The sequence below is a fragment of the Vibrio sp. PNB23_22_6 genome, from assembly GCF_052877535.1.
In genome coordinates, this window is record NZ_JBNFXP010000001.1 from 43315 (window position 1) to 63012 (window position 19698).

General features: G+C 45.3%; 17 protein-coding genes and 2 pseudogenes. 11 read left to right on the forward strand and 8 right to left on the reverse strand.

What is annotated here, in order from left to right; genetic code table 11:
* Positions 1-9: 9 nt before the first annotated feature.
* The 8 genes and pseudogenes from ACVA54_RS00200 to ACVA54_RS00235 all read left to right on the forward strand — a co-directional run.
* Positions 10-972, forward strand: a complete 963-nt coding sequence (locus ACVA54_RS00200; protein WP_099077901.1) for a DUF58 domain-containing protein — start codon at positions 10-12, stop codon at positions 970-972.
* On the forward strand, positions 973-1524 hold the full coding sequence (locus tag ACVA54_RS00205; RefSeq protein ID WP_446608406.1) for a DUF4381 domain-containing protein: 552 nt from the start codon (positions 973-975) through the stop codon (positions 1522-1524).
* On the forward strand, positions 1517-2608 hold the full coding sequence (locus ACVA54_RS00210; RefSeq protein ID WP_446581502.1) for a vWA domain-containing protein: 1092 nt from the start codon (positions 1517-1519) through the stop codon (positions 2606-2608). The genes ACVA54_RS00205 and ACVA54_RS00210 overlap by 8 nt, the downstream gene beginning before the upstream one ends.
* Positions 2601-4352 (forward strand): vWA domain-containing protein, encoded by a 1752-nt coding sequence (locus ACVA54_RS00215; protein WP_099077898.1) that lies wholly within the window; start codon positions 2601-2603, stop codon positions 4350-4352. Before ACVA54_RS00210 ends, ACVA54_RS00215 begins: the two co-directional genes overlap by 8 nt.
* Positions 4349-5668, forward strand: a complete 1320-nt coding sequence (locus ACVA54_RS00220; protein ID WP_446649286.1) for a BatD family protein — start codon at positions 4349-4351, stop codon at positions 5666-5668. The genes ACVA54_RS00215 and ACVA54_RS00220 overlap by 4 nt, the downstream gene beginning before the upstream one ends.
* A gap of 134 nt (positions 5669-5802) precedes the next feature.
* A complete protein-coding gene (locus ACVA54_RS00225) occupies positions 5803-6228 on the forward strand; it encodes a bifunctional diaminohydroxyphosphoribosylaminopyrimidine deaminase/5-amino-6-(5-phosphoribosylamino)uracil reductase RibD (protein ID WP_099077896.1) in 426 nt (141 codons plus the stop codon).
* Positions 6229-6366: 138 nt separating this feature from the next.
* A complete protein-coding gene (locus ACVA54_RS00230; protein WP_119463787.1) occupies positions 6367-7269 on the forward strand; it encodes a LysR family transcriptional regulator in 903 nt (300 codons plus the stop codon).
* 52 nt (positions 7270-7321) lie between these two features.
* Positions 7322-7483, forward strand: a pseudogene (locus tag ACVA54_RS00235) (lipid kinase YegS); the annotation flags it as partial.
* A gap of 56 nt (positions 7484-7539) precedes the next feature.
* Here ACVA54_RS00235 and ACVA54_RS00240 read toward each other — a convergent pair.
* The 3 genes from ACVA54_RS00240 to ACVA54_RS00250 form a co-directional block, all read right to left on the reverse strand.
* Positions 7540-7875: a YgiW/YdeI family stress tolerance OB fold protein gene (locus tag ACVA54_RS00240; protein ID WP_446596397.1), complete on the reverse strand. Its 336-nt coding sequence runs from the start codon at positions 7873-7875 to the stop codon at positions 7540-7542.
* 159 nt (positions 7876-8034) lie between these two features.
* The gene (locus tag ACVA54_RS00245) at positions 8035-9732 is read right to left on the reverse strand and encodes an alkaline phosphatase family protein (RefSeq protein ID WP_099077894.1); all 1698 of its coding nucleotides are present in this window, start codon (positions 9730-9732) and stop codon (positions 8035-8037) included.
* A 39-nt stretch (positions 9733-9771) separates the two neighbouring features.
* Positions 9772-10560, reverse strand: a complete 789-nt coding sequence (locus ACVA54_RS00250; RefSeq protein ID WP_119463789.1) for a formylglycine-generating enzyme family protein — start codon at positions 10558-10560, stop codon at positions 9772-9774.
* A gap of 176 nt (positions 10561-10736) precedes the next feature.
* On the opposite strand from ACVA54_RS00250, the gene ACVA54_RS00255 reads away from it, so the two are divergent.
* The gene (locus tag ACVA54_RS00255) at positions 10737-12059 is read left to right on the forward strand and encodes an anaerobic sulfatase maturase (RefSeq protein WP_446649287.1); all 1323 of its coding nucleotides are present in this window, start codon (positions 10737-10739) and stop codon (positions 12057-12059) included.
* A gap of 10 nt (positions 12060-12069) precedes the next feature.
* Complete coding sequence (locus ACVA54_RS00260; RefSeq protein WP_446649288.1) at positions 12070-13122, forward strand: tetratricopeptide repeat protein; 1053 nt, start codon at positions 12070-12072, stop codon at positions 13120-13122.
* Between the two features lie 2 nt (positions 13123-13124).
* On the opposite strand, the gene ACVA54_RS00265 is transcribed toward ACVA54_RS00260, so the two are convergent.
* The 4 genes and pseudogenes from ACVA54_RS00265 to ACVA54_RS00280 form a co-directional block, all read right to left on the reverse strand.
* The gene (locus ACVA54_RS00265; RefSeq protein ID WP_446649289.1) at positions 13125-14759 is read right to left on the reverse strand and encodes a VRR-NUC domain-containing protein; all 1635 of its coding nucleotides are present in this window, start codon (positions 14757-14759) and stop codon (positions 13125-13127) included.
* Between the two features lie 111 nt (positions 14760-14870).
* On the reverse strand, positions 14871-16103 hold the full coding sequence (locus tag ACVA54_RS00270) for an L-lactate MFS transporter (RefSeq protein WP_099077889.1): 1233 nt from the start codon (positions 16101-16103) through the stop codon (positions 14871-14873).
* Positions 16104-16544: 441 nt separating this feature from the next.
* Positions 16545-16689, reverse strand: a pseudogene (locus ACVA54_RS00275) (IS256 family transposase); the annotation flags it as partial.
* A gap of 26 nt (positions 16690-16715) precedes the next feature.
* Positions 16716-17840 carry an acyl-CoA desaturase gene (locus tag ACVA54_RS00280; protein ID WP_446642334.1) on the reverse strand — a complete coding sequence of 375 codons (1125 nt, stop codon included), beginning with the start codon at positions 17838-17840 and terminating at the stop codon, positions 16716-16718.
* A 271-nt stretch (positions 17841-18111) separates the two neighbouring features.
* On the opposite strand from ACVA54_RS00280, the gene ACVA54_RS00285 reads away from it, so the two are divergent.
* A complete protein-coding gene (locus ACVA54_RS00285; protein ID WP_099077887.1) occupies positions 18112-18660 on the forward strand; it encodes a GNAT family N-acetyltransferase in 549 nt (182 codons plus the stop codon).
* Positions 18661-18728: 68 nt separating this feature from the next.
* Here the strand turns inward: ACVA54_RS00285 and ylqF are convergent, their stop codons facing one another.
* Positions 18729-19673, reverse strand: coding sequence for a ribosome biogenesis GTPase YlqF (gene ylqF / locus ACVA54_RS00290; protein ID WP_119463792.1), 945 nt, complete (start codon positions 19671-19673; stop codon positions 18729-18731).
* Positions 19674-19698: the final 25 nt, after the last annotated feature.

A 19698-nucleotide genomic window follows, 5' to 3' on the forward strand; every position in this document is an offset into this window, starting at 1 on the left:
GGAGGGACGATGGCAAAGCCAACGCTTGCTCCTAAATCCCAAGGGCTCGACCCTCGCTTGTATTGCGATTACTCCCGCTTAGTACGTTTACAAGCGCAAGCCGAATCCTTCAGTTTACTGCCTCATCTAAAAGCGGGCAGTGTACTTTCTGGTCGTCATAACTCATTATTTCGTGGGCGTGGCTTGAACTTTGAAGAACTACGTCATTACCAACTAGGGGACGACATTCGAAACCTAGATTGGAAAGTCACCATGCGCACAGGCAAGCCTCATGTGCGCAGTTACACCGAAGAGAAAGACCGCAATGTGATTGTATGTGTTGATCAGCGCAGTGCGATGTTTTTCGCCTCTACCGAGGTCATGAAATCCGTAGTCGCTGCGGAAGTCGCGGCTATGTGCGGCTGGCGAGTATTGAAAGACGGTGACCGGGTTGGATTTGTTATCGCATCTGACGCTGCTCTATACCACAGCAAAGCCCAGCGTTCGCAAAACGATCTACTCGCTCAACTGAAACGACTCTCTCAAGCTAACCAGCGCTTGAATGCGGACTCGTTGGATTCAGACAAAGTAACGTTCAGTAAATGGATTGAACTCATCAAACGCATGAAGCTAAAACAATCCACGCTGATTTTCATCAGTGATTGGCGCGATTGTGAAGAACACCACCTTGATCATCTCAAGCAACTTCAACAACACAACGATCTGCTTGCGGTGATGGTGAGCGATCCGTTAGAGCAGTCGCTTCCTCAAGATTTAGCGAAAGTGAAATGGGTGATTGGTGACGGCCGTTACCAGCTCAACTTAGACAGTAAAGCCAAAGTCGATGCAGCCAGTGCTAGCTTGGTTGAGAAAGCGCAGTTAAAACGTCAATCACTGGCTCAGTTAATGGCAATCAAAAAGCTCCCTCACATCGAAATCGATACATCAGGTGACCACATTACCCAATTCCAAAAACTCGTTGGAGGTCGATAAATGACAGACTTACACACGCCTCCAAGCACGTATATTCTGCGTGAGCTGCATGACGTCGCGGTGCCAGAAAGCGTAAGTTGGGTACCACAAACCATTGGTTGGAAGATCCTTGCCGTCATTGGTGCGATTGTACTTATGTATCTGGGCTATCGACTGGTGCACCATTGGTGGGATAACCGCTACCGTAAAGAAGCTATTGAAGCCATTTCTCGCTTGAATCCAGATGACGCGAGTATGCCCAAAGCACTGTTCTCGATTTTGAAAATGGTATTGATTCATCTCGATAGCCGTACTGCTCGCTTGTTTGATACGGCGTTTCTGCGCAAGTTAGATGCGCTTAATCCCAAGCATAAAATGTTTGATGACGAAGTCTCCAAGCGATGGCTGCAAAGTATCGTTGACCCAAGTGTTGAACTGGAAAAAAAAGAGCGTTTACAACTGATTGAGCGCGCCACTAAGTGGGTGACAGAGCACGACGAGAACGCTCACAACATTGAGAAGCGCACGCTTGCCTACAAAGCGCGCGCGTTAAAAGGAGGTCGCCATGGGTGATCTTCTTGCTTCATGGCTTGGCATGAGCCGTTTTGAGTTTGAACATCCGCTGTGGTTCATCATCTTGCCGCTGCCTTTAGTGGTGTATTTCGTCGTACCTGCTTACCGCACTAAGCAAATGGCCATCAAAGTGCCTTTCTTTAGTCAGCTTGTGGATGCCATCGGTGAAACGCCATCAGAAGGTGCAAGCCAACTGACTCCGAACTGGTGGCAGCGCGCGACGCTGATTATTTCTTGGCTTTTGGTCGTGACCGCAATGGCAAAGCCGACAGTACTTGGCGAGCCACAGGTGCGTGAAAGCTTAGGGCGTGATGTCATGGTTGTGGTCGATTTGTCTGGCTCAATGGCAGAGCAAGATTTTACTTCCAAAACCGGAGAAAAGATCACTCGCCTTGATGCAGCCAAAGAAGTGTTGAGCGACTTTGCTAAAACGCGCAAAGGCGACCGTTTAGGTCTGATTTTGTTTGGCGATGCGGCATTTGTGCAAACCCCATTCACGCCCGATCAAAAAGTGTGGTTAGCGCTCCTTAACCAGACGGATGTGGCGATGGCAGGGCAAAGCACTCACTTAGGTGATGCAATTGGCTTGGCGATTAAAGTGTTTGAGCAAAGCGAACAGTCACGTACCGACGTAGAAGAGAGCAAAGAGAAAGTCGCCATTGTGCTAACGGATGGCAATGACACGGGAAGTTTCGTGGAGCCGATTGATGCTGCGAAAGTCGCGAAAGCGAAAGATATACGTATCCACGTGATTGCCATGGGTGATCCACAAACGGTGGGTGAAACCGCACTCGATATGGGTACTATAAAACGCATTGCGAAAGAGTCCGGTGGGTCGGCGTTTGAAGCGTTGAACCGTGACGAACTTGCTCAAGCCTATGATGAGATTGGTAAGTTGGAGCCACAGCTTTATGAAAGCACCACGTACCGTCCGAAGCAAAGCTTGCATCATTATTTAATGGCTTTGGTCGTTGCGATGTACTTAACCGCGTTCACGTTGGCGACATTTAAGCGTCGTCGACTATCAGTAACCAGTGAAGCTTCTACACAAGCAGAAAACGGAAAAGGAGAGCGCCATGTTTGATTCTCCTTTCTCTAGTATGGGTCTTGAACAGTTTTTCACACAGTTCCATTTCATTCGTCCAATGTGGCTATTGGCGTTCATCCCAATGTTTCTTTTGCTTTGGTTAAGATGGCGAGAAGAATCCAAACCAAGCTGGAAAGACATTCTTCCAGAGCACTTACGTAAAGCCCTTACGATTGGCGACTATGGTTGGCGAAAGCAACTGCCGCTCAAGCTACTTATGGTGATAGTGGCGATTGCCATCATCATCTGTGCAGGACCTTCGTGGGAGCGCCAAGCTTCTCCATTTGGCGAGGATAAAGCCTCCATGCTGGTGGTGTTGGATAACAACGATTCGATGTTGCAAAAAGACCTTCCGCCAAGCCGTTTGGAACGCTCTAAGCAAAAGATCCGCGACCTCTTGGCAGCAAGAAAAGGCGGCAGCACTGGGTTGGTTGTCTATGCGGGCTCTGCACATGTAGCGATGCCTGTGACGCAAGACAGTAAAGTATTCGAACCGTTTCTTGCGGCGATAACACCAGAAATCATGCCGGTTGAAGGTAAACTTGCTGAAACGGCGCTGCCTTTGATTGACCAACAATTACAAGGTCAACCGGGCTCTACGGTTCTGTTGGTCACGGATGGGGTTAATCCTGCAACCATCATCGCTTACAAACACTACTTTGCAGACAAGCCGTATCAATTATTGATCTTGGCCGCGGGTAACTCGAGCATTGTTTCTGATAACCCTGTCAATTTGGATTCGTTGAACAATCTTGCCAATGCGACAGGAGGACGCCTTGTTGAAGTGACGGTAGACAATAGTGACATAGAGAAGCTGAATCGCTTTGTTGAGCGAAACATGCAACTCAATGGCGAATCATCAATGCCTTGGAAAGACATGGGCTATCAACTGTTGTTCCCAATTGCTCTCATCATGATGCTTTGGTTCCGCAAAGGGTGGCTAGTGCAATGGTGTGTTGTCGCGATGGTGTCAACGTCTTTGTTTATGACGCCAAAAGCAATGGCGGAAACCGTCTCGCTCAAAGCGGATAAGTCTGAAGTGGTGCAAGAGGTCACGGTTTGGGATAAAGCGTCTCAATGGTGGTGGGATCTGTGGCTCACGCCAAATCAGCAAGGTCAGCGCCTGTTCAACAAAAACGAATACCTTGAGGCAGCAAAGCACTTTACGGAGCCGTTGCGAAAAGGGACGGCTTATTACTACGCAGGCGAATACAAACTGGCTCATACGGCTTTCTTGGAGATGCAAAACGATCCATCAGATGCGGTAAAAGACTATGGCTTGTACAACGCTGCGAGTGCGTTGGCGCGTCAACGTGAATACCTGGCGGCGCGTAATTTGTTGCAAACACTAGCAGACAAAGACACCTTGAGCGAGCAATTGCGACCAGACGTTGAACATAACCTAAAAGTCATCGGCAGCATTGTTGAAGAGATTAACCGCACCAGTGAAAGTCAAGCAGGGACAACAGATGGACCCGAAGAGTCGTTTGAACTGGGTGACAACCCGCAAACGGCAGATGGAGCGGACGAAAAAACCGCCGCTGAATTAATGCTGAAAGAGAAGCTCAATGCGAACGAAATCCTCGGCAGTCAAGAACTGGCGGATAAGTGGTTAAAACGCGTAGAGGCCGATCCTAAGTACTTCTTGCGCGCTAAATTCCAAATTCAACTGCGTGAGCCTGTGAAAACGGAGCCGAAGCCACAACCGCAACTACAACAAGAAGAGGAGCAAGCACAATGATGAATGTATTCAAACTTGGCGCTGACTCTATGATTGGGCGTCTGAGCACTATATTGATGATGTTCGCTTTGTTTTTTACTGGTTTGGTGAACGCACAAGATATTCAAGACTTGCAGCGCAGCAATAACGTTGAGCTGTTAGCGTGGGTTGGCAAGCAGGGTGTAGATGCAGATACGAAAGAAGCGCCTAAGTTCAGCGTGAATGAACAGGTGATGTTGTACATCGAAGTCGCAACGCCTCGCTGGTTCACAGGTGGTACACGCATTGGCAGCGTAGAAGTCCCCAACGTGATTGCGAAGCAGCGTAACCAATTAGCGACCAACTATACTGAGCGCAAAGGGGGGCAAACGTGGTCTCGGCAGCGCTGGGAAGTTACCTTGTATCCGCAAGTATCAGGGCAATTCGTGATTCCACCTGTCGCTGTAGGTGTGCAAGTTTCTGCGCCGGATGGTTCGACAGTGGCTGGTACGCTTTATACACCGCCAATTAAGTTCGGAGCGTCTATACCTTCTGGCTTGCTCAGTGATGAGTCTGCATGGTTTACCGCGACGAAAGTGAGTGTGGATCAGAAATGGACAACGTCTAACGATGAACTGAAAGTGGGTGATGCAATCACTCGCACCATAACGATCAATGCACAAGACAGTTTGTCAGTATTGCTTCCAGACTTGTTATCCAATGATTCTACTGCCAGTTATCAAGCATACCCTCAACCAAACCGCTTAGACGATAAGCAAACGCGTGGCGATTACCAATCGAGTCGCATTGAAGAAAGCGTGTACGTTATCCAACAGGGCGGTGAGTTCACCTTGCCTGAACACAAGTTCCAATGGTGGAATAGCAAGAATAAACAGCTGGAAACGGTGGTAATTGAGGGTAAGAGCTTCAAAGCCAAGCATACATTTCAATCGTTTGTTAGAGCTTATTCTGGCTGGTTGATTGGCAGCGCAGCGACGCTATTGGTTCTCGTTATCGCCGCCTTGAGCATTCACCGTTATTATCGTTCTCGTCCTTCGCCGCCATGGTTGGTGTTCAGAAAAATGGTGAAAGCGAAACGATGGGGCGCAGCTCGAGCAAGCTTGTATAAGCAGTTGAGGAGTAACACAGGCAAGCTCGAAATGAGTAAAGCAAGTAGCTCTGACGTTTGGCAGAAGCGTTCTCAGCGATTGCAAGAGGGACAGGAGGACGCAAGCTTGATGAACGCATTGTGGAGAGCGATACAAGCATTTAAGTCTAAACGCTTCAAGTGGGGGATACCCAAAACGCTACCGCAATTGGATGAGCAGCGAAGTAGGAAGTCAACACAGGCTAGATAAACACTAGTAAGAAGAATCAGCTCAGCTCTCTGCATTTTACAACGTGAAGTCATTTGTCAATCTTTGTATGGAAGCGCAAGCATGCTAGCGCTAGAATCGACTATCAAAATTTTTTAAATTGAGAATCCTAGCCAATGAATGAAAAATTTATGCTGCGTGCGTTGGAAGTATCACGTAATGCGCTTCCTGCTTGTCAACCAAATCCACCCGTCGGCTGCGTACTTGTCAAAGATGGTCAAATCGTATCAGAAGGGCATACGCAAGCCATTGGCGGTAACCATGCAGAAGTCGAAGCACTAAATGCTTATGTTGGTGATATGAGTGAAGTGACGGCGTATGTGACATTGGAGCCGTGCTCGTTTGTTGGTCGTACGCCAGCTTGTGCTAAAACCTTGGTCACTTACGGAATTAAAAAAGTGGTCGTAGCGATGCTGGATCCAGATCCTCGTAACGCTGGTCGTGGTATCGATATCCTCCAAGAAGGAGGTGTTGAGGTGGAAGTCGGCTTGTGTGTTGAAGAGGTGAGCGCATTTTTAACCCCTTACTTAGGAAAATCCTGAGTTGTTTTGACACACTTCTCGTCAGTATAAGGTCAATTCTCACGAAAACATGCATTGACGCTCAAATCCGATGTTCTGAGTCGTTAAAGATCAAACTGTTAGCTAAAATAGTCTCATCTCCTGTTTTATGTGAACAAAATGAAGAGCACCGACTTAAACCTCATCCCGATTTTTGTGGCGATTTACGAAGAGCAGAACCTATCTAAGGCGGCTGCTCGTCTTGATATTAGCCAGCCAGCTGTGAGCAAAGCACTTGCTCGTTTGCGTGATATCTATGACGAACCACTGTTTCACCGCAGCACATCGGGCGTAGAGCCAACCAGTTTTGCCATAGATATCTATCCGGCGATGGTCGCAGCACTGAAAAACTTCACGTCTACTTTATCCGCTTCTAGTAGCTTCGATCCTAAAGTGTCTAATCGTATTTTTTCGATTGCTTGCGTCTCGCTGGCGAGCTATGAGTTTATGCCTCAACTTCTGCGTCGAATCCGCAAGATAGCACCAAATATTGGGTTGGAAGTACACCCCTTATTTACCGAAGATTATGAAAGTGATCTGCGTTTGCAAAGGTACGACTTGATCATTGATATGGCACCGCGAGGACGAACGGTATTGAAAGTGGAACCAGTGTTTTCTGAGCGTCTTATGGTGGTGTGCAGTGCGGACCATCCTCGCATTCATGACACCTGTTCTGTCGAGCAATTCTTGGCAGAAGAGCATGTGGTAGTCTCGCGTTGGCATGCACGTAAGAGCCTGATGAGTGAAGAAGATATCGAAGATCTAGCGAAACGTAACATCGTTTATCGAGCGTCCGGGGCGATGGAAATGTTACCTGTGATACACGATAGTGACTATATCGCCATGCTACCATTTTCCACCATCAAGCACTTCTCTAAAACGTATAATATTAAAGCGGTGCCGCTTCCTTTCAGTGACAAAATTCATGATCTTTGCGCGATTTGGCACTCTAGCCGTCACAATGAAAGTGCTCATCAATGGTTAAGAACGCAAATCAAGCTAGTAGGTAAAGCGATTAATTAAACGGGAGCCGGTATGAAGACAATGCGCACTATTCAAGACGGTAAGAAAGCGGGAGTATACTCAGGCAAGTTGGTTGGAAATTGATTTCCCCAAAACATTGCTGTTGAATCTAGATGGTGAACCGTATCGTTCCAATAAGATCCGCTTTGAGGTTCAACCAAAGCGCATACGTTTGTTTCTTCCTCCAAACTGCCCTTGCTTAACGGTACATTAACCTCATACAGAAAAGCCACCAAATATGTGGTGGCTTTTGTTTAATAGATATCTCTATTACAGTTTTTGAACGGTATCAGCATCGATTTGTGTTGTTGTCCACTCTGAATCGACTTCACCACGGATGACGACTTTATCTTGTGGGGAGACTTCTTGCCCCTTCCAGTCTTCGTTGTCGATTTCAACTTCGATTGCACCAGTATCATCTTTAAACAGGTAAGTTTCGTTACCCAAGGATTGCACAATATTGCCTGTCAAAAGAACAAAACTATCATCTGACGCGTTTTGTGCTTCTTTCACTGAGCTAATTGCAGCGGTTTCTGGGCCATTAAAAGCGGCCAATGCTGAGCCTGAAAGTAGGGTAAGCATGGACGCAAGAATCAGTTTGTTCAAGCTTGCTGCTAGGGCTGATTTGTTCATTTAATTATTACCTCTTGGAGTTGATGAGAGGCATTTTGAGCGTAGAGCCGTGAAGCAATCGTGAAAAATCGAGGACAAATTGAGAAAACTAATAAAAACTCCCCGTGTTGGGGAGCTTTAATAGCCTGAATTTTAGTGGGTTGACTGAACGATTTCTCTTAGTACATCCCCGGTTGCTCCGCTTGGTTGGGTGATACCGAGCTTGTTGGATAGTGTAGGAGCGATGTCGTATGGAGTAATAGGGCGAGCGGTTTTCTTCGCTTTAATATCAAACCCAGCAAAGAGTACAGGCACATGCGTGTCGTAACGCCATGGTGAGCCATGAGTTGAAGCTATGGTAAGCCCATCCATATCATTGATATATGAACGAGGCCCAAAGATCACATAGACATCCCCGGAACGCTGAGGGTGATAGTTGTTTTCAACCAATTTCATTACACGAGTGTTTTGAATGCGGTTGTGTTGAACATCAGCACTTGTTACCGCATAAGCTACCCCTTCTACTTTTGACACTTCATCAGCAATTACCGATTGTACGGCATCGAGGTCGATCTTTTTCTCTGCGATGAGTTCATGGTTGAGATAGATATAAGGCTGAGCGTAGAGGCGAATTACTTCTTTATCCAAACCAAACTCGGTTTTTAGTCTTTGTTCTAAGCCTTGGGATAGCAGTGTATTTACATCGAAGTATTTTGCTTGTCGTAAACCAAGTTTGTTGGCTACGGGAGAGGCTTCTGGAACACCATGGTCTGCCGAAAGCACAATCAGAGTGTTCTCTAAACCAACCTCCTGATCGACAGACTTAAATAAATTGGCTAACGTTTTGTCCAAACGAATCAAGTTGTCTTCGGTTTCTAAGCTATTTGAGCCGTACATGTGGATAACATAGTCATTTGAAGAGAAGCTCACTGCGAGATAATCGGTGAATTTGCCTTTGCCTAGCTGTTCTTGTTTAAGTAAGGTTTGAGCGAAGTCTGCAGTGATTTCGTCGCCTGCCGGGCTGAGTGTTAACATGGTCGAATAGTACTTAAAGCTCGACGGACCATACGGGTGGGGGAAAGTTCGAGCGAAACCAGCAAGATCAACTTTATAGTCTTCACCAATCTCTTTCAAAGTGTATTGCTCACGAGGAAGTGATAGCTCCCAGCGCTGTCCGGAGTATTGATTCGGAATCTTTTTTTCGTTCCAGCGCATCACCCAGTTTGGATATTTATCGTAATAGTAATCACTTGTGGCAAATTCTGAAGTCGCTTTAGAGAACCAAAATGCCTTACCGGAATGACCACCAAGAGAGATCGCACCACGATCTTTTACTGAAACTGAGAAGATTTTCGATTTACCATTGCTGGCCATTGCCAGCTCATCACTAAATGTCGTGGTGAGAATGGGGGCAGGTGAACGCCCATCCTTTTGTGCCGTTTTTTGTGTTGGGTCTATTTCGGTCGATTTATCTACCCCTGCACCACTGGTCAACATGGTGTAGTTTTCATCTTCTACGTTATAAACCAAGCGTTCTTTTGCTCTGTCATACCAAACATTTCCTACCATACCATGTACAGCTGGCGGGGCGCCTGTTGCCAGGGATACATGTCCAACAATCGTTTCGGTATTTCCATGCTGGTAGTTGGCATTGGTATAGTAGACCCCTTGTTCCATGAGATATCGAAATCCATCATCACCAAAATTATGTTTATAGCGTTCGAGCAGATCTGCGCGCAATCCGTCAACGGTGATTTGAAGAATAAGGGTCGGTTTAGATTGCTCTGCAGCAAAAGAAACCGGTGTAACCAAGCATAAAAGTGTGGCACTTGCTAGCCAGACTGACTTCATATTTCATCCTTCTTATTTTTGGTTCGGGATAAGAACTGGTTATTGCGAATCTTTGGCGAGTCGAAGCCCCATGTCCGACATAATTATAGACTGGCTGGCGAAGTCTCGACGGAAATTCTCTGATTCATCAGAGTGATAGGCAAAACTGCCGCCTCGAACTGACTTGTGCGCCAAACCTGTTTTTTCATCTTTTGCGTTATTTGGATTATCGGTTGGACCGAAGCGGTAGAAGGTGTCGTCGTAAGCGTCGATAACGAACTCACCGACGTTACCCGTCATGTCATAAAGACCAAGTTCGTTAGGTTGCTTTTGACCCACAGGGTGCGCTTGGTTCTTTGAGTTGTCGGCGTACCAAGCAACATCAGCAATGTTGTTTGAGCCTGCGTAAGTAAAACCTTGGCTCTTATTTCCGCCTTTTGCAGCAAACTCCCATTCAGCTTCTGTTGGTAAGCGGTAGCGCTCACCAGTAAGTTCGTTCAACTTCTCGACGAAGTAGTTCGCCTGTTGCCAACTCAAATTATTAACCGGAATGTCTGCGCCTTGGAAATAACTCATCGAAGAGCCCATGACCGATTCAAACAACGCTTGAGTGACTTCAAATTTGGAGATGTAGAAGCCGTTTACGGTGACTTCGCGTGCCGGAGTTTCTGCCTTCTTGGCGGAGTCGCTGTTTGATCCCATGATAAATGAACCACCTTCAACCAACACCATGTCTTGATTAATATCGAGCGCGATAGGGTGAGGTGATTGAGTCGCACAACCACTCATTAATACACTGAATGATAGAATGGAAAGTGCAGATAACGATTTGCTTTTAAATGATTTCATCCATAGTTTCTCGCCAAAAAAGTCACGGAATAGATTAGCAAAGATCGTTATGAAAAAAGGTTATAAATGGTATAACAAGCCACAGTCATTAATGAGATTTATGATTGAGTAATCAAGATGGGAATGGCACTACTATAGTCAGATTCAGCGAAATTCTACTCACGAAAAGGTGACTTATGCATATTACTCAAGGTCCTCAATTCAATGGTAAAGCGTCTAAGCGTTTACATGTCATGGCAAAGCCTATCGGGGCGGCCTGTAACATTGATTGCACTTACTGCTACTACCTCAGCAAACAGGATTTACTTGAGTACAAAAAAGGCTGCACGCCAGTGATGGATGAAGAAACACTGGAAACCTACATTCGTCAGTACATTGAAGGGCAGAATACACCGGAAATCATCTTCTCATGGCAGGGAGGTGAACCAACCATGTTGGGTTTGGAGTACTTTCAGAAAATTGTCGAATTTCAAACCAAGTACAAGCCTGAAGGCGTGATCATTTCTAACGACTTACAAACCAATGGTACATTGCTTAATGACGATTGGTGTGCATTTCTCAAAACGAACAATTTCTTGGTCGGGCTGAGTATCGACGGGCCAGAAATGATGCACAATGCCTACCGAACCAACCGCGCAGGTCGTGGAACGTTTAACCAAGTGATGAAGGCTGTTGAGTTGCTACACAAGCATGAAGTGAAGTTCGCAACACTGACCTGTATAAACAACCTGACCAGCCGTAATCCACTTGAGGTGTACCGATTCCTGCGTGATGAAGTGCGATCACCACAAATGCAGTTTATTCCCATTGTGGAACAGAAAACTTTCCGCACGACTGCGCCGCAAACATGGCAACCACAAGAGCAGTTAAAGCAGGGGGACAAGCGCCTGACCCCCGGGCATAAAGAATCAGTCGTTGAGCCTTGGTGCGTGGCTGATGAGGCATGGGGTAACTTCCTTATCGCGATTTTTGATGAGTGGATTCAGCACGATATTGGCAAAGTCTTTGTTCAATATTTTGAAGCGAGCGTAGAAACTTGGATGGGGCGAAAGAACCCGCTTTGTACGCTGGGCGAGATTTGCGGGAAGGGCTTGGCAATGGAGCCAAATGGCGATGTATTTGCCTGTGACCACTACGTTTACCCTGAATACAAGATTGGCAACATTCATCATGAAAAGCTCGATGACTTAGCGTATAGCCCAGAGCAGAAAAAGTTTGGTTTTGCAAAAACGCGCACTCTGACCAAGCAGTGTCAACAATGCGAATATCAGTTCGCTTGTTACGGCGAGTGTCCGAAAAACCGTTTTATTCGCACTAAAGATGGCGAGCCGGGTTTGAACTATTTGTGCGCAGGTTGGAAAAAGTTCTTCTCTCATGCTGATAAGGCAATGGCATACATTCTTCGTGTAACGGGTAACCCCGTCGCACATGGCAAATACAGTGATGCGGTGTTACGCCAGCAAGCGGCGAAGCGTCCTGTGTTCGACACTAAATTTTAAGGGGATTGATATGACATTCTCAAAAACGTTATTGGCAATCGCATTCGGATTAACCGTAAGCAATTCTGTTGTGGCGCAAGACCAAGTTTCTGACGCAAGTGTGGCTAATGATCAGGAAGTGAATTCCGCTCAGATGTCGCCACAACAAGTGGTTGCAAAGCTGTCTTATCAAGCCCAAGACATCAAACAACCAACAGAAAATCGTATTCAAGCCCTGCATGAATTAGCTAACTATCCAAGCCAAAATGCGTTGGTGGCTGTAGCGCGGAGTCTTCAAGATCAAGATCCTGCGATTCGTAAAGCGGCTGTTGTGGGTGCTGAACCGTACAACATTGAGCACCGTTGGCGCATGATTGAGCCGCTTTTAAGTGATTCTGAGCCCATGATTCGTATCACCGCGGCAACTAATTTGGTGAGAGATTTTTCTAATGTGAGCAGCAAGCAACAACAAGCATTAGCAGCGCCTATCTCTGAGCTGATCAGTTTTCTACAAGCCAAGCAAGATAATGACTCGAAACTGCTGTTGGCGGATGTATACCGTTGGCACTATGAGTGGGAAAAGGCCGATAAGCTATACCAAGCTTTGATCACTCAAGCACCAGATAACCTGCAAATTTGGTTGAGTTTAGCGGACAACTACCGAGCGCAGCAACGCGACGCTGAAGCCGTAAATACGTTAGATACGGCAATAAAACTGCATCAAGATAACGCTACTCTGCATTACTCGAAAGCACTGACGCTTGTGCGTTTGGATGACAAGGAGAACGCTGCATCAGAAATCGAGAAAGCAGCCAACATGGCGAAAGACAACAGCTACTTCTGGTATCTCAATGGTGTACTGCAAGAAGACTACAACTTAGGCAAATCAGTGAAGTCTTTTGAGCAAGCGTATTTGATTTCTGGCGCGCCAGAGCAGCTCTACGCGGTGTGTGATATCTACGTTCGTTACGATAACCTAAAAACGGATGAGTGCTTGGACGAGTTAAAGAAAGTCGCACCAAGCTACGTGATTGATCAACTTAAAGAGAAGAAAGGGCAGAAGAACGCCAAAGTGAGCAGCTAAGACTATTTCGATGCTCGTTCTAAATCTTGTGCCGTTACATAACACACTGAAAACGGCACATTGAGGCGATTGAACTCCTTGATCCAACGCCATTGGTTATCTTGAAGTTTATCGCCCGGACCTTTCACTTCTATCCATTCAAACTTCCCATCTTTAAATGCAATTAAGTCCGGCATGCCGTTTCGGTAGAGTTTCAGGTCGCTTAACTGCACGTTAAACAGCTCGACTAACAGTTTATTAGGGATGTGTTTAAGTGCTAGGGTTAATAACTCTTCACTGACGTGCGTCCAGCTGACGAAGGGATTACTGATCCCAACTTTGTTTCTGTAGGTATCAAACAACGCCTGCGTGTTGCCTTGTTGAACTTGCTCAAGAATGTTACCGATAAGTTGCTTTCTCTTATCGGTAAAATCTGCGTGATACAAATCCAAAGGTCGATGTTGATAAGCGTTGATGAATGCGCCTTCTATTGGTGCAAATATCGCATCCCACAAGGTTAAGCCCAACAAGCTGTTGAGTAGGGTATTCTCGGAGTAGAAAACGGTCCAACCTAAACTTTCGAAATGTACTTTGGTTGCTAGTTCGACACGTTGCTGGGATAGATCCAACTCGATGTGATATTCACTGCACTTAGGTTTAGTTGTTCTTGGGGCTTTTAAGCCTTGTTTACGCTTTAAGCGTTGTTCGAGCTTTTGTGCCACTTCAAGCTCGGAGGCATCAAGAGGGTAAACTAGCATATCAGTGACGGTGTCACTAAATAAATTGTTTTGTTCTAGCTTGTCGTAGATGCGAGCACGACGTTCTCGGCTTGGGGCGAGTGTCGTTGTCTTAAACAATGAAATCGCAGTCTCAAGCTCGTTTAAGCGTTCGTAATCTCGAGCAATGTCGTTAATCATGTGCTCACGTTTACGGTCGACGTAATCATGCTCAACGCGCTCTGGCATTTCTGTGATAAGCATATCGAGGTTGGCTTTTTGCTTTCTATCGCACTGCCAATAGAGATTGGAGAGCTGGCCGAGCGCGATAAGGCGATCGATTTGCTCTCTGCTCTCAAAGAATCGACGGGCTTTACTTAACTGGTATTGTTCGAACTGGTGTAAGCCTAAATCGTCTAGTACAAATTGGCTGAGGTCTTGATGGGTATTGGCGAAAAACAGCGTCAGCAAAACATCAATCATGTGTGACGAGTTAAGTTGAATCACCGTGAAATCCAGAGCCTCAAATTGATCAAAACTCTCTTCACTTAAGCACGCCACTAATGCCTCTTTCTTGAGGGATTTAGGGTGCTGAGGGTAGAGCATTACGATCTCTGGCTTGGTTAGTAGATTTGCAGCTAATTCTTGTATTGTTAGCTCAGGGGAGGGTGACACAAAATCATGAGCTGCCAATTCATCTAAAGCAGACTGGATATTTTCGATTTCTTGATAGTTTAGTTTGTCGCTACGAAACCAACACCCTTTACGGCTGTATAAACGAACCAGAAGACACTGAGCAGATTTGCTTAATTGCTCAAAGGCTGACAACCACTGATGCTCGTCTGAAGTCAATAAATCGCCGTACCATTGCGTTGCGTGTTGGATGAGTTTGAAGAAGTTATATAAATAATAATCAGGAGCGAGCTCGACACTGTTTTCCATAACCGACCGACATAAAAAAAGGCTTAACCCTTAGGTTAAGCCTTTTTCGAATCAATTTCTGCAACTCTATTAAGGTCTGCAGAATTAAGGTCTGCAGAACTTTTAAGCTGATTATGCGTTTTTCAGCTGTGCTACTTTCGCTTCAGTCAGTGGCTTAGTGATGAACGCTAGCACGATACACACCGCCATCATTACTGCTGAGATAGTGTAAGCAAGACTGTAGCCGTCACCGTTAGTCATTGAGAAACCAACAACAGCAGCACCGATTGCACCACCGATACCCCATGCTGTATATAGCACGCCGTAGTTAGTACCGTAGTTCTTCAGACCGTAGAACTCAGCCGTTAGAGTAGGGAATACCGCTAGAAGCGTACCGTAACCTACTGCTGCGATTGCTGTACCGATGATCAGCGTGAACTCAGTTTGGAACGTTGCGAACAGAACCATGTTGATGCCCTGTAGAACGAACGCTAGAAGAAGAGTACGTACGCCACCGATCTTGTCTGCAAGCATACCTGCTGCTACACGACCGCCAGAGTTAAATACCGCAAGGATAGACGCTAGGTAAACCGCGTTTGGTAGGTTCGCTTGAACACTTGCGATAGTCGTGATGTTACCGATGATCATTAGACCAACAGAAGCTGCGAACGCGTACATGATCCATAGAGAGTAGAACTGTGGCGTTTTAAGCATTGCTTTCCAAGTTAGATCGTCAGACTTTTTCACAACCTTAGGCGCTTGGCCTTCTTTTACTTTAGGTTCAGCTGGCGTGTAATCTGCTGGTGGGTTGTTGATCGTTGCTGCTAGAGGAACAGCGATAGCAAGGATACCAACACCAAGAACTAGGAAGCTTGTTTGGATGCCCATACCGTCGATCAGTGCAGAAGTCAAAGGCGCAAGGTAGATAGCTGCAAGGCCGAAACCTGCTGCGATGATGCCGTTAACCATACCTTTCTTAGATGCGTGGAACCACTTCATTGCAGAAGGAGAAAGACACGCGTAACCAAAACCGATACCTGCACCAGTAATCACACCGAAAGTGATGTTCAGCATTAGTGGTGAGTTAACAAAACTAGACGCGATCATGCCTAGACCTGTTAGAACAGTACCTAGGATAAGGATCAAGCGTGGACCCATACGGTCTTGAAGAATACCTGCAACAAGAAGACAGATAGAGAAAGTGATAGTAGCAGTTGCGTAAGGTGCAGATGCTTCTGCCGCGCTCCAGCCTGACTCAGTCACTAGTGCTTTGTTGAATACACTCCAAGCATACAGGATGCCAAGACAAAGGTTGATACAGAATCCTGCTAACAGGATGCGCATAGCTTTATCAATCTTGCTCATTTTTGTTCTCAGTAATACCTCTTGGCAGACAGCAAAGAGGGGTTGGTTTAAAGATAGGGTTAATCAAAATAAGTTTGCGTTTTTCAACACATAACGCAATGAGCGCGGATTATAACCAATAAATGTGTGATTGGAATCTCTTTTTACCCTGTTAAATAAAAATAATTTGAAACATTAAAAATGTTTGTTATAAGCGGGTTTTATGTATGAAGAAAATGTTAAATCGGCGTAAAGGTGCTTTGGTTTGGTAGTGAGATCCTAAGTGAAACAAGGTTGGTAGCTGACTGTGAATGTTTGGCTCACAGTTTAAGCAAAAAGTGTCAAAACATTTAAGTGTTAATGTCGTGTAATAAAAGTGGCAAAAATAGAGACTGTTTTTTGTAAATGCAGGATCTAAAGAGTTTATAAACTTGATAATGTTAACCGGTTGTAATAATTCAATTTTAAAGCCAACAGCGGCTCATCTTCGGTGACAGATTGATAAGATTTTCTTTAGATCAGCTGTCACCGATTTGTAGTTCTTCCAAGGGACGTATTTCACCGAGATTCGCACCATATGTACGATGAAGAGTTGTATTTGAGTCTCGAGGGTTCATTAATAAAAGTTACACGTTATGCATAGCGACGAACTAAGAGCTTCCAACTGCGTTGTTGGCGTTCAAACTCTTCCTTAATCTGCTCGTATTTCAGCTTAGAAACGGAATGTTCGTATTTCTTGACTACTGTAGCAGCCTTCTCCCCAAACACTTCTTTACGAACTTCGTAGTACTCTTGCATGTGATGCACCAGGGCATCAAATTCACACTGTAATTGATCGCGAATCGACTGACTATTTGGCTTAGCTTCTAGCTTTTCATTCGCTTTCTTTAATAATTGCGTAGCCCGCGCTTTTTCGATTCGGAATGTCGAAGTAGTACGGAGCTTTGACGTAAGTCCTAACCACGAGCAGGATTTGATCAGCCATTTCGTCGGGTCGTAATGCCACCAGTACACGCCGTTACGGTAATCATTCTCGAAGATATGATGGAAATTATGGTAGCCCTCACCAAAGGTGAAGAAGGCTAAAATGCCGTTATCACGAGCGGTGTTTTTATCGGTAAAGGTTTGTTTGCCCCAAACATGTGCCAACGAGTTAATAAAGAAGGTTGTGTGATGGCTCAGAAAAAGACGAGCGGCACCGACGATCAAAAACATGCCTAAAATGTCACCGTAGATAAGGCCAAGCACCAAAGGGAATCCAATATTGGTCGCGATGGCCAAAGGAACATAATACTTGTGCTGCCATGTCACGATCTTGTCGCGTTTTAAGTCGCGGCAGTTTGTGTATTCGTTTTCTTTTGATTTGTTGTAGTCACGAAGCATCCAACCGATGTGAGAAAACCAGATCCCACGTTTTGCTGAATAAGGGTCTTTATCATTATTGTCGACATGCTTGTGATGTACGCGGTGATCAGAAGACCAATGTATTGCGCTGTTTTGTAGTGAAAATGCGCCGCCAATGGCAAATATGAAACGTAAAATCGGATGTGCTTCATATGCTTTATGGCTCCATAGGCGATGATAACCGGCAGTAATGGATAAATTGGTAAAGCTAAACGCAATAATTCCCCAAATGAGGTGAGTCCAACCCAGCCCAAAATGGTATGCGTACCACGGGAGAATTGTAAAGGAGAGAAAGAAACTGGCAGAAAAGATGAGTACATTCAACCAAATGAGTGGTGGTTTGTTTTTTTTCACAGTGTGCATCCGACTTTGAGCTAACAACTGTTCGCCAGAATATCAGCGTACACTTGTAAGTCAAAGTAAAGTTAACATGTGGTTACATTTCTTGTGAGGTCAAACTAGCATTGTGGTTGGGATATTTTGCTTTTAAATGAATTATGAGTAGTATTAAAAGGTGAGTTGTTGCTATGAGCGCATAATATCTACCAATAATTAATCGATAAGCTGGTTAAATATGTCATAGCAGAGTGTAAAGGCAAGAAAAGTAAGAATATAGGAATACGTAATGGAGTTACGATTAGCGGAATATAAGGATTATGAACGCATTGCTCATCTTCACGTGCAGAGTTGGAAGTGTCATTATCGTGGGATTCTAAGTGACGGCTATCTTGAAAGCGAAGCTATCGATGATAAATTACTGATTTGGCAAACTCGGTTGACTAATCCACCCTTTAATCAGCACATTGTATTAGCTGAAGAAGGAGGCCTGCTTCTAGGTTTTGTTTGTGTGTTTGGGAATCACGATTTCGAACGCGGCAGTTTTATTGAAGCATTACATGTTGATGACAGCTATCGTGGACGAGGTATTGGTACACAATTGTTACTAGCCGTAGCAGAGTGGCAGCAGCAGTACTTTAAGGATAGTGGACTGTACCTTGAAGTCGTGTCTCAAAATGAACAAGCAGTTGAATTTTACCAGCATATCGGTGGCCAAGAAGGCCAAGAACGTAGTTGGAAAGCACCAGGTGGAAATGAAGTGTTGGAGAAAGTCTTCCGTTGGTCGAATGCACAATCGTTAGTTAGTAGTATCGAAAGGCATGTCATCTATTCATAGAAACTGTACGTGGCGACAAACAAAAAAAGCGCGAAGTTTCGCGCTTTTTTACAATTGATAGAATCAAATTATCGTTTGTTACGTAGATAACGTTTACGACGTTCCTCTTTACGTTTGGCTTTTTCTTCTTCTTTACGAGCCGTTTCGATTTCAACTTCGATCAGTTCTTGAGTAATCATCTCAGGCCGTTCTAGCGTGATTTGCCCAAGAGTACCTTGACGCAGTTCGTGTAACAGGATCTCAGATACTTTATGAAGATCCACTCGACCACCCGCACGAAGTGCACCACGGCGGCGACCAATTTCTTCCATAATTTCAATATCAGACTCAGGTAATTCGTCGATTTGATAGCGTTCTTTAAGTTTCTCTGGATAGTGAGCTGCTAGGTATTCGATCGTGTAGAACGCAACCTCATCGTATTCCATTGCCGTATCTTTTACAGCCCCAGTCGCAGCTAGTCGGAAGCCACTGTGTGGATTTTCTACTTTAGGCCATAAAATTCCAGGTGTGTCAGAAAGCACAATCCCGTTTTGTAGATTGATGCGCTGCTGGCGACGTGTGACGGCTGGTTGGTTCCCTGTGATTGCAATAGTGCGACCTGCTAGCGTGTTGATGATAGTCGACTTACCCACATTTGGAATGCCCATAATCATGGTGCGTATGTTCTTACCAACCTCTTCGCGGTGTGGCGCGAGCTTACGGCAAAGCTCCATGATTTTGTGTACTTCACTCGTTTCATTTGTCGTGATAGCCATCGCTTTCACATTTTGTTCTTTTTCTAAGTGGTCAATCCACAATTGAGTCAACTCAGGATCTGCAAGATCACGTTTATTCAGTACTTTTACGACTGGTTTATCACCACGTAGTTTCGAAATCATAGGGTTTTCGCTACTGAATGGAATACGTGCATCAAGTACCTCGATGATCACATCAATTTGCGGGATCGCTTCGGCAATCTCCTTTTGTGCCTTATGCATGTGACCAGGGAACCATTGAATGTTGTTGTTAACCATTTGAAAATTATGCCTTTTAATTTAT

What these genes read in the sequence shown, in the direction of transcription:
- ACVA54_RS00250 (WP_119463789.1), bottom strand. Translation starts at nt 10,560, where the DNA reads ATGAAATCATTTAAAAGCAAATCGTTATCTGCACTTTCCATTCTATCA.
- ACVA54_RS00205 (WP_446608406.1), top strand. Translation starts at nt 973, where the DNA reads ATGACAGACTTACACACGCCTCCAAGCACGTATATTCTGCGTGAGCTG.
- ACVA54_RS00260 (WP_446649288.1), top strand. Translation starts at nt 12,070, where the DNA reads ATGACATTCTCAAAAACGTTATTGGCAATCGCATTCGGATTAACCGTA.
- ylqF (WP_119463792.1), bottom strand. Translation starts at nt 19,673, where the DNA reads ATGGTTAACAACAACATTCAATGGTTCCCTGGTCACATGCATAAGGCA.
- ACVA54_RS00255 (WP_446649287.1), top strand. Translation starts at nt 10,737, where the DNA reads ATGCATATTACTCAAGGTCCTCAATTCAATGGTAAAGCGTCTAAGCGT.
- ACVA54_RS00200 (WP_099077901.1), top strand. Translation starts at nt 10, where the DNA reads ATGGCAAAGCCAACGCTTGCTCCTAAATCCCAAGGGCTCGACCCTCGC.
- ACVA54_RS00220 (WP_446649286.1), top strand. Translation starts at nt 4,349, where the DNA reads ATGATGAATGTATTCAAACTTGGCGCTGACTCTATGATTGGGCGTCTG.
- ACVA54_RS00265 (WP_446649289.1), bottom strand. Translation starts at nt 14,759, where the DNA reads ATGGAAAACAGTGTCGAGCTCGCTCCTGATTATTATTTATATAACTTC.
- ACVA54_RS00225 (WP_099077896.1), top strand. Translation starts at nt 5,803, where the DNA reads ATGAATGAAAAATTTATGCTGCGTGCGTTGGAAGTATCACGTAATGCG.
- ACVA54_RS00215 (WP_099077898.1), top strand. Translation starts at nt 2,601, where the DNA reads ATGTTTGATTCTCCTTTCTCTAGTATGGGTCTTGAACAGTTTTTCACA.
- ACVA54_RS00270 (WP_099077889.1), bottom strand. Translation starts at nt 16,103, where the DNA reads ATGAGCAAGATTGATAAAGCTATGCGCATCCTGTTAGCAGGATTCTGT.
- ACVA54_RS00210 (WP_446581502.1), top strand. Translation starts at nt 1,517, where the DNA reads ATGGGTGATCTTCTTGCTTCATGGCTTGGCATGAGCCGTTTTGAGTTT.
- ACVA54_RS00245 (WP_099077894.1), bottom strand. Translation starts at nt 9,732, where the DNA reads ATGAAGTCAGTCTGGCTAGCAAGTGCCACACTTTTATGCTTGGTTACA.
- ACVA54_RS00230 (WP_119463787.1), top strand. Translation starts at nt 6,367, where the DNA reads ATGAAGAGCACCGACTTAAACCTCATCCCGATTTTTGTGGCGATTTAC.
- ACVA54_RS00285 (WP_099077887.1), top strand. Translation starts at nt 18,112, where the DNA reads ATGGAGTTACGATTAGCGGAATATAAGGATTATGAACGCATTGCTCAT.